The organism is Acinetobacter sp. V116_7, assembly GCF_056735735.1.
The window spans coordinates 1-13,597 of record NZ_JBWZIF010000017.1 but is presented as its reverse complement, the minus strand read 5'-3'; the positions used below and the strand labels follow the sequence as shown (position 1 = coordinate 13,597).

At 40.9% G+C, this 13,597-nt stretch carries 14 protein-coding genes and 2 tRNA genes; 9 read left to right on the top strand and 7 right to left on the bottom strand.

The genetic code is table 11. The annotated features are described in order from the left end of the window. Window positions 1–21 precede the first annotated feature (21 nt). The gene (locus tag AC1PJP_RS07845; protein WP_479766773.1) at window positions 22–1,023 is read left to right on the top strand and encodes an HlyD family secretion protein; all 1,002 of its coding nucleotides are present in this window, start codon (window positions 22–24) and stop codon (window positions 1,021–1,023) included. A 55-nt stretch (window positions 1,024–1,078) separates the two neighbouring features. Here the strand turns inward: AC1PJP_RS07845 and ruvX are convergent, their stop codons facing one another. From ruvX to recN, 3 genes are all read right to left on the bottom strand, one after another. Beyond that, window positions 1,079–1,519 carry a Holliday junction resolvase RuvX gene (gene ruvX / locus AC1PJP_RS07840; protein WP_004795038.1) on the bottom strand — a complete coding sequence of 147 codons (441 nt, stop codon included), beginning with the start codon at window positions 1,517–1,519 and terminating at the stop codon, window positions 1,079–1,081. Further along, the gene (locus AC1PJP_RS07835; protein WP_003654562.1) at window positions 1,519–2,073 is read right to left on the bottom strand and encodes a YqgE/AlgH family protein; all 555 of its coding nucleotides are present in this window, start codon (window positions 2,071–2,073) and stop codon (window positions 1,519–1,521) included. The genes ruvX and AC1PJP_RS07835 overlap by 1 nt, the downstream gene beginning before the upstream one ends. 125 nt (window positions 2,074–2,198) lie before the next feature. Next, window positions 2,199–3,866, bottom strand: a complete 1,668-nt coding sequence (gene recN / locus AC1PJP_RS07830) for a DNA repair protein RecN (protein ID WP_479752552.1) — start codon at window positions 3,864–3,866, stop codon at window positions 2,199–2,201. A 114-nt stretch (window positions 3,867–3,980) separates the two neighbouring features. Here recN and AC1PJP_RS07825 point away from each other — a divergent pair, with 114 nt between their 5' ends. The 4 genes from AC1PJP_RS07825 (at window position 3,981) to AC1PJP_RS07810 (ending at window position 7,496) form a co-directional block, all read left to right on the top strand. Then, entirely contained in the window at window positions 3,981–5,291 is a 1,311-nt protein-coding gene (locus tag AC1PJP_RS07825) for a tetratricopeptide repeat protein (protein WP_479766772.1), read from the top strand. 76 nt (window positions 5,292–5,367) lie between these two features. Further along, a complete protein-coding gene (ppnP, locus tag AC1PJP_RS07820) occupies window positions 5,368–5,694 on the top strand; it encodes a pyrimidine/purine nucleoside phosphorylase (RefSeq protein ID WP_004795031.1) in 327 nt (108 codons plus the stop codon). A 102-nt stretch (window positions 5,695–5,796) separates the two neighbouring features. Continuing rightward, on the top strand, window positions 5,797–6,546 hold the full coding sequence (rlmB, locus tag AC1PJP_RS07815) for a 23S rRNA (guanosine(2251)-2'-O)-methyltransferase RlmB (protein ID WP_004795029.1): 750 nt from the start codon (window positions 5,797–5,799) through the stop codon (window positions 6,544–6,546). Between the two features lie 35 nt (window positions 6,547–6,581). Next, on the top strand, window positions 6,582–7,496 hold the full coding sequence (locus AC1PJP_RS07810; RefSeq protein WP_479766771.1) for a DMT family transporter: 915 nt from the start codon (window positions 6,582–6,584) through the stop codon (window positions 7,494–7,496). On the opposite strand, the gene coaE is transcribed toward AC1PJP_RS07810, so the two are convergent. From coaE to pilB, 4 genes are read right to left on the bottom strand one after another with little or no spacing between them, the layout of a single operon-like run. After that, entirely contained in the window at window positions 7,493–8,089 is a 597-nt protein-coding gene (gene coaE, locus AC1PJP_RS07805) for a dephospho-CoA kinase (RefSeq protein WP_013199082.1), read from the bottom strand. The genes AC1PJP_RS07810 and coaE overlap by 4 nt on opposite strands. Before the next feature lies 1 nt (window position 8,090). Further along, window positions 8,091–8,951, bottom strand: coding sequence for a prepilin peptidase (locus AC1PJP_RS07800; RefSeq protein ID WP_192834288.1), 861 nt, complete (start codon window positions 8,949–8,951; stop codon window positions 8,091–8,093). Beyond that, the gene (locus AC1PJP_RS07795) at window positions 8,951–10,177 is read right to left on the bottom strand and encodes a type II secretion system F family protein (RefSeq protein ID WP_479766770.1); all 1,227 of its coding nucleotides are present in this window, start codon (window positions 10,175–10,177) and stop codon (window positions 8,951–8,953) included. Before AC1PJP_RS07795 ends, AC1PJP_RS07800 begins: the two co-directional genes overlap by 1 nt. A 27-nt stretch (window positions 10,178–10,204) precedes the next feature. Beyond that, window positions 10,205–11,917, bottom strand: coding sequence for a type IV-A pilus assembly ATPase PilB (gene pilB / locus AC1PJP_RS07790; RefSeq protein WP_192835760.1), 1,713 nt, complete (start codon window positions 11,915–11,917; stop codon window positions 10,205–10,207). A gap of 291 nt (window positions 11,918–12,208) precedes the next feature. Here pilB and tpiA point away from each other — a divergent pair, with 291 nt between their 5' ends. The 4 genes from tpiA to AC1PJP_RS07770 all read left to right on the top strand — a co-directional run bounded on the left by tpiA (window position 12,209) and on the right by AC1PJP_RS07770 (window position 13,597). Beyond that, window positions 12,209–13,003 (top strand): triose-phosphate isomerase, encoded by a 795-nt coding sequence (gene tpiA, locus AC1PJP_RS07785; RefSeq protein ID WP_005301831.1) that lies wholly within the window; start codon window positions 12,209–12,211, stop codon window positions 13,001–13,003. 12 nt (window positions 13,004–13,015) lie between these two features. Then, window positions 13,016–13,345 (top strand): preprotein translocase subunit SecG, encoded by a 330-nt coding sequence (secG, locus tag AC1PJP_RS07780; RefSeq protein WP_004795012.1) that lies wholly within the window; start codon window positions 13,016–13,018, stop codon window positions 13,343–13,345. A 56-nt stretch (window positions 13,346–13,401) separates the two neighbouring features. After that, a tRNA-Leu gene (locus tag AC1PJP_RS07775) sits at window positions 13,402–13,486 on the top strand. A gap of 39 nt (window positions 13,487–13,525) precedes the next feature. Further along, window positions 13,526–13,597: transfer RNA gene (locus AC1PJP_RS07770), tRNA-Met, on the top strand.

Sequence of the window (13,597 nt, the reverse complement as noted above, 5' to 3'; positions counted from 1 at the left end):
AGATTGAGTTAGGTGAGTGAAATGAATCAGGTGGATTTGAAAAAGGTCATCCGTCCAGTAATTTTGATTGTCGCATTAATGGTGGCGGTCTATACCATTGTGCATTTGTGGAACTACTATAATGCAGCGCCGTGGACACGCGATGGTCGAGTGCGTGGTGATGTTATTCAAGTATCTTCGGATGTCGCTGGCCTTGTCACAGAAGTATTGGTTCAAGATAACCAGACTGTGAAAAAAGGTCAGGTGCTCTTTAAAATTGATGTTTCTCGTCGAGCTTTAGATGTAGAGCAGGCCAAATCGGATTTAGCAAAAGCAAATGCAGCCTTTGCTCAAGCGCAGGCGGGTTTGGCACAAGCAAAAGCGAACTTGATTAAATCAGCCAGTAATATCAAATTGGCCGAGAAAAATGCCGGTCGTTACTCGAACCTAATGGATGGCGCCATCTCTAAACAAGAACAAGACCAAGTGTTTGCCACACGTGATCAATCCCTTGCAGAGCATGAGCAACTCCAAGCAGCAATTCAGCAGGCGGAAGCAACAGTTAAGCAACAACAGGCCCTTATTGAGGTTGCAACGAGCAATTTGCATTTGGCCGAGCTTAATATGCATCGTGCCGCAGTCATTGCTCCAGCTGATGGTACCTTATCTAACTTTGATATGCGCCCTGGTAACTATGTTCAAGTTGGACAGGCTGTTGCAGCATTGCTTGATCGTAAACAGCTCTATGTGGTGGGCTATTTTGAAGAGACGAAGTTAAATCGTATTCATGTAGGCGATCAGGCTACTATACAATTAATGGGTGATAACCAGAAAATTAAAGGTCATGTACAAGGTATTGCATCGGGTATTGAAGATCGTGAGCGCTCAAGCAGTTCTAAGCTTCTTGCTAATGTAAATCCAACTTTTAGTTGGGTTCGTTTAGCACAGCGTGTGCCTGTGAAAATTGTATTAGATGAAACACCGAAGAATGAACTTGCTTTTGTTTCTGGACGAACTGCGACTGTGCATATCGTTGAAAAATAAAATCGAAGTGATTTAATTAAAAAAGCATGTAGTTTTAATTACATGCTTTTTTGTTTTATGGCGTTAATCCAACTGGATTTCGATACCAACTCTGAATGAGTAGTGCAGCAGCAAAACTATCAGCCGAGAGCTTTTTTGCTCGACCTTGTTCTTGGTAGAAACCTAGCTCTTCTCTCGCTTCACGTGTAGTTAAGCGCTCATCTACCATCAACGTTTCTATGTTAGTTTGATGGCGTAAACGTCTCGCAAATTTGCGGGCACGTGTAGAGAGTTCTGATTCACTATCATCCATATTTAATGGCAGGCCAACCAAAAATAAATTGGGTTGCCATTCTTTCACAATTTTTAAGAGTTGATCCCAATTTGGGATGCCATCTTTCATAACAAATAGAGGGAGAGGATTGGCGCTTTCAATTGAAGACTGGCCAATCGCCATTCCCATTTTTTGAGTACCAAAGTCAAAAGCCATAATCGATTTTGATTGTGTTTCGGTCATTAAGCGTGTCCGATTTCAGATGCTAGCCATGCACGATCTACACCAATTTTTTTATAAGCTGCATCCCAACGGTCGTCATAAGGCAGGTTAAAAATCAGATCCATATCGGCATCACAAATGAGCCAGTCACCACGCGTAATTTCGTCTTCTAACTGATTTTTGCTCCAGCTCGCATAGCCTAAAGCGATCTGATATCGACCTACGCCTTCATTATGGGCAATCGCATCTAGAATATCTTTACTGGTGGTAATACAAACATTTTCACCTACAGCAATAGATGAATGCCATGTTGGTTGTCCAGTATGAAGAACAAATCCAGCTTCAGGACGTAATGGCCCACCTTGTAAAACCGCATGTGGATTTACATTGTCTGCTTCAATGTCGAGATCATTGAGTAATTCTTTAATTTGAATACCAGAAGGACGATTAATAATAATGCCTTGAGCACCTTCTTCATCATGACGGGCAAGATAAATTACAGTGTTTGCGAAAAAGTCATCTGCCATTTCTGGCGGGGCAATCAGACAACGGTGAGTCAGATATTGTTTGGTCACCTAAGCGGTTCTCCCTCAAAAAATGTCACTAGAGGGCCTCTCGACCCTTTTATCTATATAGGTTCTTTTTATCAACATACAAGAGTTAATCGGATTTCGCCAATCTTTTTCTCTCATTTTCTTTATTAATTTGAAGAAGCCTGAAATTTAAGTTGGCGTAATTGTTTAGCATGCTGCAAGGTTGTTTCATTAATTTCAACACCACCTGACATGCGAGCTAACTCAAAAATGATTTGATTTTCATCAAGTTCTACAATTGTACTGCTGGCTGGGTCAGTTTGTTGTTTTTTCACTAATAAATGCTGATCAGACTGTGCAGCAACTTGTGCTTGGTGAGTAATACATAAGAGCTGGACATGTTGTGCCAAGTCAGCAAGTAAACGTCCTACAACTTCTGCGGTGCCACCACTAATCCCGACATCAATCTCATCAAACACCAAAACTTCAGATTCAGTTTTTTCTGCATTCATGACTTGCATTACGAGGGCAATACGAGAAAGTTCACCACCTGAAGCCACTCGTGCCAATGGTTGTGGAGGAATACCTTTATTGGCAGTAAATAAAAGTTGAATAAAGCTTAAACCCTCTGCACCTGGCTGCTCTAATGGTTCGAATTTAAACTCGAAGTGTGCCTCTGGTAACGCTAAAGGTTTCACTTGTTCAGTTAATTGTTTCGCAAGCGGAGCGGCAGCTTCACGACGAATATTGTCTAAATGCTGAGCTTTTTCTAAAAACTCCTCATGCGATTTTTCAACTTGTTCTGCCAATGTTTCTGGGTCTTCAAGTTGATGCAATTGCTCAAGCTCACTCTGCCAAGTTTCGTATTCTTCTTTAAGTATTTCCGGTTGAGTACGGTATTTACGTGCCAGACGATGGAAAACTTCCAATTTGGAATTTAGTTCTTCCATCCGCTCAGGATCAAAACTTTGACGATCTATAAATTGACGCAAGTTTGCCGTTGCATCGTCTATTTCACTTTGAGCATTCAGTAAAGAATTATAGATCTCAGAAAGTTGTTCGCTGCGCCCCGCATGGGACTCTAATCTACGAATAATCGAAGATATTTCTTGAGTAATGTTCTGTTCAGCCTCATCTAAGACATTTAAGCTAAAGCTACAGTCTTGCATGATATGTTCATGATGACTAAGTCGATCAAACTCTTGCTCAATTTCTTTATAGTCGGTTTGAATGACCTCTTCGAGTTCTTCAATTTGGTGCTCTAAAGTACCAATCCGTTGTAGACGGGTTGCTTGTGCATCTAGGGCTGCTTGGTGCAAACGGATGGTACGTTGCCATGAGCTATAGGCTTCACGTACATCATTCGCTTCAACGTAAAAATTGTTATAGCGGTCTAGCCAATGCTTTGGATAAGGCGGTTCAAGCAGCTGCTGCTGGCTGTGCTGACTATAGAGTTGAACCAGCAAACGACCTAACTCTTTAAGTTCAGATAGACTGCTCGGGCGTCCATTAACCCATGCCTTACTACGGCCAGTTGCAAAAATAACACGACGTAAATGAATTTCCCCAGAATCATCATCTAGCTCGTGGTCTTGGAGCCATTTTGCTTCAGGACTATTATTCTGATAGGTGAAAACCGCGGTAATATCCGCTTTGTCCGAACCATAACGGACATAATTTGTATCTGTACGTTCCCCTAGGCAGGCAGAGAGTGCATCCAGTAATAATGATTTTCCGGCACCTGTTTCGCCTGTTAGAACATTAAATCCCTGTTCTATATCAATAGCTAAATGATCAGCTAATGCAAAATTAATTAAAGTTAAATGTGTGAGCATAAACGCATCCAACGCGCCAAATTATGGGTTAAAGATAGAGAAGTTTTGAATTTGCTACAAGTGATCTATTATTCTAACTGAAATTATAGAACAGCAAGATTGCGGATATTTACAATGAAAAAAACATTCAGCTTACCCAAACCACCCATAGGGATGGTCAATCGTCATAAAAAAAACAATCCTGCAGAAATGAATAAAATTTTAAATCAACATTTTAATGCATTTAAACAAGCAGCTGCACAAGGTGATTATGCCAAAGCTTATCAACATGTTAAACAAGCTGTTAGCTTAGTTCCTAAGCATCCGGGAGCTTTATCTGACTTGGCTTATACCGAATTACGCTTAGGCCGTTATAACGAAGCCTATCAACATTATTTACAAGCGATTCAGGCCAGTGGAACTAATGTAAATACAAACTTATATGATGGACTCACAGAGGTTTGTCATCATTTGCATAAAAAAGAAGAAACAATCAAATTTGGACGCTTAGCCATTACAACAAAAAAAGAGCTAGCGAAGAGCGAACCTATTTTATCGATTCCAGATCATGCACCACCAGCATTTAGTACAAACCCTGAAGAAAATATTATTGCATTCTCATTATTTGGGGCAAATCCTCGCTATTGTGAAACCTCTATTTTAAATACTCAGCTAGCCAAACAGATTTATCCAGAATGGACGTGTCGATTTTATGTCGATGATAGTGTGCCAGTACTGGTACAACAGCGGTTAAAAGAAAAGGGTGCGCAAGTCATTCAAGTTACAGATTCTCAAAAACAACTATCTGGCCTGTTTTGGCGCTTTTTTGTGATGGATGATCCTACAATTAAACGCTTTCTAATACGTGATGCCGACTCAATTGTGTCGCATCGCGAAAAGGCGGCTGTAGATGCATGGCTCAAGAGTGATAAATGGTTTCATTTAATGCGCGATAATTATTCTCATACTGAGTTAATTTTGGCTGGAATGTGGGGTGGGTGTACAGGGATTTTTCATAATATTGAAGCACATATCAGGGATTATGTTGCCACCGGACGTTATCTGGATAATCGGGTGATGGATCAGCATTATTTGCGTTATTGTATTTGGCCGACTTTAAAGCAGAGTGTGCTTATACACGATAGCCAGCAATTCGATTCAGATGCTATCGATTTTCCAGCTTATGATCTGGCGTTAATGCAAAACGACAGTGAAAATTTTCATGTAGGAATGAATGACGGTTCACCGGTAATTGCTACAGCAGTTGTCCATCCAACGGCGCAAAAAGTGTGTTGGATACTCCTAGATGAAAATCAGGTCGAAGTTTGCAGATACGATGCAATTGTGTCGAATAGTCGAAATATTGAGATTAACTTACCTTATGCTTTTGCCAAAAAAATTCAGGCACAGCAGTGGAAATTACAAGTCTATCCGTATGAAAACTGATTGATTAGTTATTTAGGCACAATTAAACTACATTCATCATAATTTATATAAATACGGCATTATCTGGAGAATCTGCATGAGTTCAACCCAATTTGATCATGTAACGGTCATCAAAAAATCAAACGTTTATTTTGGTGGAGCATGTATCAGCCATACCGTGCAATTTGAAGATGGAACTAAAAAAACATTAGGTGTTATTTTGCCGACTGAGCAAGCTTTAACTTTTGAAACACATGTTCCTGAGCGTATGGAAATTATTTCAGGCGAATGTCGCGTAACAATTGCAGACAGCACTGAAAGTGAATTGTTCCGTGCAGGCCAATCATTTTATGTACCGGGCAACAGTCTTTTTAAAATCGAAACTGACGAAGTACTCGATTATGTATGCCATTTAGAAGGCTAAGAAATTCCTGTTCAAATCGGGTACACTATGCCCAAAGAAATCCTGTGAAGTTGGCTTTGCAGGATTTTTATTTTTTTGCTCAAACGTTGTTAGAGGTCATGCATGGCAAAACAGGAATATTATTATGGCGTTCATTCAGTGGAGTCATTGTTAGAACTTGAGCCGGAGCGTGTGCTAACCCTGTTTACTTTAAAAGGACGGGATGATCAGCGTTTGCAAAAGATTTTGCAATTGGCAGAGCCTTTTGGAATTAGTGTACAAAAAGCAAGCCGCGATAGTCTTGAGAAACTCGCAGGTCTTCCATTTCATCAAGGTGTAGTTGCTGCAGTACGTCCACATCCTGTCTTGAATGAGCAAGATCTTGATCAAATTTTAAGAGAAACTCCAGATGCTTTGTTGTTGGCATTGGATCAGGTGACAGACCCGCATAACTTAGGGGCCTGCATTCGTACCGCCGCTGCGATGGGCGTGCAAGCTGTTATTGTGCCTCGTGATCGTTCGGCTAGTTTGACACCAACTGCTCGTAAAGTTGCAGCAGGTGGAGCTGAGAAAGTTAAATTTATTCAAGTCACTAATTTAGCTCGTACATTGGCTCATCTTAAAGAAACAACTCATGTACGTGTAATTGGTACTATGCTTGATGAAAGTGCGTTGCCACTTCAAAAGTGTGATTTCTCTGGCGCCGTTGTGATTGTAATGGGAGCTGAAGACACTGGTTTGCGTCCTATTACACAGGCGCAGTGTGATCATAAAGTTTATATTCCGATGTCAGGTAATCTACAAAGTCTAAATGTCAGCGTAGCGACAGGTATGGCACTTTATGAGGCTTGCCGTCAGCGTTCTGAGGTATAATCTCGCTGCCTTTTTAGTTTTTAAGTCATCTTGATATGTCTCCCCGTAAGCAAGGTTATTTCTTTGTATTGGTGACCATGTGCATTTGGGGCGGGTTTACGCTTTTTGCCCGTTTAAATGCACAGTGGCATATCAGTGCTTGGGACATAGCCGCATTGCGTTTCGCTATAGCCTTCCTAATTTTAATGCCCATTTTAATCTATAAAAAAGATCTCGCTTTTTTATGGAGTAAGCATGCTGTTATTTTGGCCTTGATTGGCGGGGTTATTTATTGCCTCACCGTCTATACCGCTTTTCTCTATGCTCCCGCTGCCCATGCTGCAATTTTCTTAAATGGTTGTATCCCAATTTGTACTGCGTTTGCAGCATACATTTTATTTAGGCAGCCGTTTGATAAGCATACATGGGTAAGTCTGGTAATTATGATTACTGCCTTGGCTCTTATGAGTGTTGTGATGTTGCAAGGTAATGCTTCTGCTTTTGGCGTGGGTGATTTGCTTCTTTTTATTAGTGCGATTTGGTGGGGGATTTTCACTGTATTACTTAAACAGTGGAAACTTTCTGCATGGCACTCTACGGCAAGTGTTGCGATTTGGTCTGCAATTATTTACTTGCCCATCTATGCTCTATTTTTACCAAAGCATTTTATGGAAGTTAGTCCTGTCCATTTAGCGATACAGGGCATTTTCCATGGTGTATTTGTGGTTATTATTGCAACTCTGACTTATGTGGCAGCGATTCAGCGACTTGGCGCTTTTAAAACAGGAAGTATTGTAACTTTGGCGCCGTTTATTGCTGCTATTTTAGCTGTACCTTTACTCGGTGAAGCATTAAGCCCATCTATTGTTGTGGGCTTGGTCGGAATGGGAATCGGCGCCTTACAACCTTGGCGATGGTTCCGACCAGATAGCTTGGCACAACAAATTAAGCAGCAAAATAAATCAAATTAGTTTGTACGCTTTAAATAACTTTGATGTAGCGGCTCTAATTGTTGATGTAAATGTTCGAGTAATCCATCATTAAACACAATGTCATTGGCAAGTTCGCGTTTACGTTCGCGTGGCATTTGTGCTGCAATAATTTTCTGAATTTGTTCTTGGTTTTGCCCATCACGTTGGCTTGCACGCTGAATTTGAGTTTGTTCACTCGCATCAACTAATAAGGTGTGGTTCACCAATTCATGCTGGTTGGTTTCAAAAAGTAGGGGTGAAACTAAAATCACATAAGGACTTTTTGGGTTTTGCAACTGCTGAATAATAGATTGGCGAATAGCTGGATGCGTGATTTTTTCGAGTGTTTGTCTTGCTTCAGGATTTTGAAAAATATGTTCGCGTAGGGCACGACGATCGAGATTACCATCGGATTGAAGTACCCAGTCTCCAAAAGTTTGTTGGATTTTTTGCAGGGCAGGTTGGCCTTTCTCAACCACTTCGCGAGCAACGATGTCGGCATCGACGACTTGTATTCCTTGGGATTCAAACCATTGTGTTGCAGCAGATTTTCCACTGCCAATACCACCTGTGACTCCCAGAATAAAAGCCATCTTAACCTCCCAAATAGATTTTCATAATCTGATCACCCCATAGAAAGGCAACCCAACCTGCAATGGCAATGTAGGGCCCAAAGGCAAAGGGCTGATTGTCATTGCGTAATTTTAATAAAATGATGCCAATAATTGCACCTAGTAAAGATGACAATAACACAATTAATGGCAGCATCAATGGCCCCATCCACGCACCTAATGCGGCAAGTAATTTAAAGTCACCGTAGCCCATGCCTTCTTTGCCTGTAATCACTTTAAATAAGTAATACACAATCCAAAGACATAAAAAACCAATCAGGTAACCCCAAATGGCTGAGTTAGGTGAGGTGTAAATATTAAAGGTGTTAATGCCTAGACCAAGCGCAGCCAAAGGTAGGGTAAAACGGTCGGGTAGCAGCTGAGTATCAAAGTCTATAAAGGTGAGAGTAATCAGGACCCAAGTCAGGACTAGCCCCAAAAGCATTTGAATGGTTGGACCAAACATCATGACCACAACCAGTGAACATACCATTGTTAATAGTTCAACTGCTGGGTAGCGAATGCTAATAGGATGCTGGCAATGACCACATTTACCTTTTAAAACTAACCAACTGATGACTGGGATATTTTGATACCAACGGATGGGCTGATGGCACTCTGGACATGATGAAGCAGGCTTACTTAATGTCAGTTTTTCATGATCAATGATTGGTTGTTCAGGATTGAGTAGCATTTGACATTCTTGCTGCCAATCTTGTTCCATCATTTTGGGGGTGCGATAAATCACCACATTAAGAAAGCTACCAATACACAGGCTCAATAATGCAACTGCAATATAAAGTGCAGTTAAGTTTTGAATAAAATAAGCAATAATTTCTTGCATTATACAACTGAGCCCATTTGGAAAATTGGAAGATACATAGCAATCACCAGACCGCCTACAAGTACCCCTAAAATTGCCATAATTAAAGGTTCCATCATTGAAGTTAAACCATCAACGGCATTATCAACTTCATTCTCATAGTAGGTTGCAACTTTATCGAGCATACTGTCTAGTGCACCAGATTCTTCACCAATTGCGACCATTTGTATAGCCATAGATGGAAAACGATTTGAAACGCGCATCGCAAATTGGAGTTGTTGTCCTGTTGCAACATCTTCACGAATTTTCATGACGGCTTTTTCGTAAATGACATTGTTGGTTGCACCAGCTGTTGATTCAAGCGCATCGATGAGAGGAACACCAGCTGCAAAAGTTGTTGCTAAAGTACGGCTGTAACGGGCAATAATCGCCTTATAAACCAGATCACCAAAGATAGGTAGTTTCAGGGTAAGTTTGTCTAAACCATCACGGAATTTTTTACTGCGCTTTTTAGCTTCCAGAAATGCGGCAATGATTGAACCAATCACAATAATCAGAATGAACCAGTATTCCTGCATCCATTTCGACATATTTACGACCATTTGTGTAAAAGCAGGTAGATCTGCGCCAAAGGAAGAAAAAAGATCTTGGAAGACGGGAACTACTTTAACCATCAAAATAATGGTAACAACCACAGCAACCACAATAACCGTTGCTGGATATTTCATAGCTTTCTTAATTTTCTGCTTAAGCAATTCACTTTTTTCTTTGTAAATTGCCACACGGTCCAGCATGGTTTCAAGCGCACCAGACTGTTCGCCAGACTCTACAAGAGAGCAAAACAGTTTGTCGAAGTGCTGAGGATACTTTCTTAAAGCTGAGGCAAAAGTACTACCACCTTCAACTTCACCTTTAATACCGAGTACCACCTCGCGCATAGCTGGGTTTTCTAGACCTTCTGCTACAATTTCAAAGCCTTGTACCAGTGGGACACCAGCTTTCATCATGGTTGCAAGTTGTCGCGTGAAAATCGTGATATCGAGCGTTGATACTTTTTTCTTAAATAAACCTTCAAGAATATTTTTACGCTTTTCTCGAATATTACGGACAGTTACACCTTGTTTACGTAGGGTAACTTTCGCTAAAGCCATATTTTTAGCTGGAAGTTCCCCCTTAATTTTTACGCCTTTACGGTCAACCCCATCATAAGCAAAAGTCGGCATCAATTGTGCCTTTTTGACAGTCATGACATTATCCTTATTTTAAATTGTCTTTTATTCACTGGTTACGCGATTGACTTCTTGTAAAGAAGTAACACCTTGCATAACTTTCTTTAAACCTGAGCGACGTAGATTATTAAACCCCAGTTTTTCAGAAGCGGCAGCGATTTCTAAAGCATTGCCATCTTCCATAATAATCTTGGAAATCTCAGGTGTGACTTTCATTACTTCATAAATACCAACTCGACCTTTGTAACCCTCACGACATTCTGGACAACCGACGGGTTGAAAAACTTGAAAATCGGGATGTGTCAGATCTTGTTCGGTAAAACCCATTTCCAATAGGCTTTGTTTAGGAATGTCAGTAGGTACTTTACATTGAGAACATAGTCGACGTGCCAAACGCTGAGCAATGACCAGATTGACCGATGTCGCAATATTGAAAGACGGAACCCCCATATTGCGTAGACGAGTCAGTGTTTCAGGCGCACTGTTGGTATGTAGCGTGGACATCACCATATGACCTGTCTGAGCCGCTTTAATCGCGATTTCAGCTGTTTCTAAATCACGAATCTCACCGACCATAATAATGTCAGGGTCCTGACGTAAAAATGACTTAAGTGCAGCTGAAAAAGTCAGACCTACCTTAGGGTTCACGTTAACCTGATTAATGCCTTCAAGGTTAATTTCGACTGGATCTTCGGCAGTAGAAATATTAGAACTTTCAGTATTTAAGATATTGAGGCCTGTATATAAAGATACAGTCTTACCAGAACCTGTCGGACCTGTGATTAAAAGCATACCTTGTGGCTTATCTAATGCTTCCATAAAGAGCGCTTTTTGCTCTTCTTCATATCCTAGAGCATCAATTCCCAGCATAGCACTCGATGGATCGAGAATACGTAGAACTAGCTTTTCACCAAATAAGGTAGGAAGAGAGTTCACACGAAAATCAATTGCTTTAGATTTTGATAGCTTGAGCTTGATACGACCATCTTGAGGGACACGCTTTTCAGAAATGTCCATTTGAGACATCACTTTTAAGCGTGAAGCCAAACGATTGGCCAGCTGCAAAGGCGGATTTGCAATTTGACGCAAAACGCCATCGACCCGATAACGGACCCGATACGATTTTTCATAAGGTTCAAAATGTAAATCAGAAGCCCCCATACGAATCGCATCAATTAATAACTTGTTAACATATTTAACAATAGGTGCTTCATCGCCTTGCGGAGTATCCTCATCCTCTTCTGGAGCAGTCGAGGTATCAAGATCTACATCTAGATCAAACTCTTCATCACTAAACTCGAAGTTACTTTCTTCAGTAAATTGCTGTACCAGAATTTTCTCGAGTTTATGGTGCTCGACAATAACCGGCTCAACCATAAGCTTGCTGTTGAAGCGAATAGCATCAATAGCATCAATATTGCTGGGATTACTGGTTGCAACATATAAAATCTGTCCTCTTTGTACGAGAGGCAAGATCCGATGTTTTAAAATCAGTTTCTGGTCGACCAAATCTTTAGGAATCTGGCTGGTATCGTAAACGTCCAGATCAAAATATGGTTCAGCAAATTCAATAGAAATTGTTTCAGCTAATAAAGAAGGCGAGAGATTAACCTCTTCAATCAGGTACGCAACAGTATCCTGTTTAGCTCTTTTTGCTGCATCTAATGCTGCTTGCATGGTCGCTGCCGACACATGTTTTTCTTCGACTAATCGTCGAAAAAACCCCGAAAATTTTGGAGATGTATGTATGACTGACATCTGCCTACCTGTGCTCATATGTTTATAATTGGTATATAAAAAATTATACTTTTGTTATCTAAAATTACTACCTGAGAAAATGATGCTCTCGTCTTGATCCATATATTAAAGCTTGAACCAGTCGAAGTTTTTATTCATTAATTTTTTAAATGCGGGGCTTTAGTCTTAATAAAGTTTTATGACTGTTTTCAAATAGTAGAAAAGATATGAGCAAAGCCGTTAAAGAAAAGTATCTGAAATTTGTAGAAATGCGTGTAGAATGTGCTGCATTTTTGATGAAAGGTGAGCCGTATGTCGGGTTCGACGATTACGCCTTGGGTAGTTGGCAACTGGAAAATGAACCCAATGCGTGCCAATGCCAAACAACTTATAGAAGAATTTAAACAACTATTGCAACAAAACGAAATTGCAGATGAAAGCTGCCATGTCGGAGTTGCTCCGGTTTCTATTGCACTTGCAATGGTACAAACACAGTTGCAAGATGCTGCAAAAACAGTATATACAGTTGCACAAGATGTATCGCGTGTAGCAGGTACGGGCGCCTATACTGGTGAAGTTAGTGCAGAATTATTAAAAGATAGCCAAATTAATTTTGTATTGGTGGGCCACTCTGAACGCCGTGATTTGTTAGGTGATAACGTTGAAATTTTGAAGGCAAAACTCCAAAATTCTTTAAATGCAGGCTTAACTGTCATTTATTGTGTGGGTGAAAGTCTCGAACAACGTGAACAGGATTTGGCAGAACAGGTTGTATTGCAACAAATCTGTGATATAGCTCCTGTAGTGACTGCAGAGCAATGGCAAAAGCAAATTGTAATTGCTTATGAGCCAATCTGGGCAATTGGTACAGGTAAAACTGCTTCACCACAAGATGCGCAGGCAATGCATGCTAAAATCCGTGAAGGTTTAAGTCAGATTACTTCTGCGGGTCCAGACATTGCGATTTTATATGGCGGTAGTGTAAAAGCTGAGAATGCAGTCGAGTTGGCAGCATGTCCAGATATTAATGGCGCGTTGGTTGGAGGTGCTTCGTTAAATGCAGCATCTTTTTATCAAATCGTACATGCCTTTGCACAAAGTAAATAACGAGGATAGGGTATGCACTCTTTTGTACTAATCGTACATATTATTTTAGCGGTACTGATGATTGGCTTGATTCTAGTCCAACACGGTAAAGGTGCGGATGCTGGTGCTTCTTTCGGTGGCGGCGGAGCAGCAACCGTATTTGGCGCATCGGGTTCAGCTAATTTCCTTACTCGCCTTACTGCTATTTTAACGGCACTGTTTTTTGTGACGAGTTTAACCTTGGCTGTTTTTGCGAAAAAACAGACGACTGAGGCATATAGTTTGAAATCTGTACAAACAACAGCACCAATTCAAACAACATCGCCTGAAACTTCACCAAATGCACCAAAAACGGGTCAATAATTCGAAATAGGGCTTTCCTTTTATAATTGGAAGGACTAGAATGCGTCCCACAAGCTGCGGTGGTGGTGGAATTGGTAGACACGCTACCTTGAGGTGGTAGTGCCTTCGGGCGTGGGGGTTCAAGTCCCCCCTTCCGCACCAACTTTGAACCAGAAAGTTGAGTGCAAGCAGTTTTTTGATGCGGGATGGAGCAGTCTGGTAGCTCGTCGGGCTCATAACCCGAAGGTCGTTGGTTCAAATCCAGCTCCCGCT

Excerpts from the sequence above, each read along its gene's own strand:
- rlmB (WP_004795029.1), top strand. The coding sequence starts at position 5,797 with ATGGCAAAACAGGAATATTATTATGGCGTTCATTCAGTGGAGTCATTG.
- AC1PJP_RS07825 (WP_479766772.1), top strand. The coding sequence starts at position 3,981 with ATGAAAAAAACATTCAGCTTACCCAAACCACCCATAGGGATGGTCAAT.
- tpiA (WP_005301831.1), top strand. The coding sequence starts at position 12,209 with ATGTCGGGTTCGACGATTACGCCTTGGGTAGTTGGCAACTGGAAAATG.
- coaE (WP_013199082.1), bottom strand. The coding sequence starts at position 8,089 with ATGGCTTTTATTCTGGGAGTCACAGGTGGTATTGGCAGTGGAAAATCT.
- pilB (WP_192835760.1), bottom strand. The coding sequence starts at position 11,917 with ATGTCAGTCATACATACATCTCCAAAATTTTCGGGGTTTTTTCGACGA.
- ruvX (WP_004795038.1), bottom strand. The coding sequence starts at position 1,519 with ATGACCGAAACACAATCAAAATCGATTATGGCTTTTGACTTTGGTACT.
- AC1PJP_RS07800 (WP_192834288.1), bottom strand. The coding sequence starts at position 8,951 with ATGCAAGAAATTATTGCTTATTTTATTCAAAACTTAACTGCACTTTAT.
- secG (WP_004795012.1), top strand. The coding sequence starts at position 13,016 with ATGCACTCTTTTGTACTAATCGTACATATTATTTTAGCGGTACTGATG.
- ppnP (WP_004795031.1), top strand. The coding sequence starts at position 5,368 with ATGAGTTCAACCCAATTTGATCATGTAACGGTCATCAAAAAATCAAAC.
- AC1PJP_RS07795 (WP_479766770.1), bottom strand. The coding sequence starts at position 10,177 with ATGACTGTCAAAAAGGCACAATTGATGCCGACTTTTGCTTATGATGGG.
- AC1PJP_RS07845 (WP_479766773.1), top strand. The coding sequence starts at position 22 with ATGAATCAGGTGGATTTGAAAAAGGTCATCCGTCCAGTAATTTTGATT.
- recN (WP_479752552.1), bottom strand. The coding sequence starts at position 3,866 with ATGCTCACACATTTAACTTTAATTAATTTTGCATTAGCTGATCATTTA.
- AC1PJP_RS07810 (WP_479766771.1), top strand. The coding sequence starts at position 6,582 with ATGTCTCCCCGTAAGCAAGGTTATTTCTTTGTATTGGTGACCATGTGC.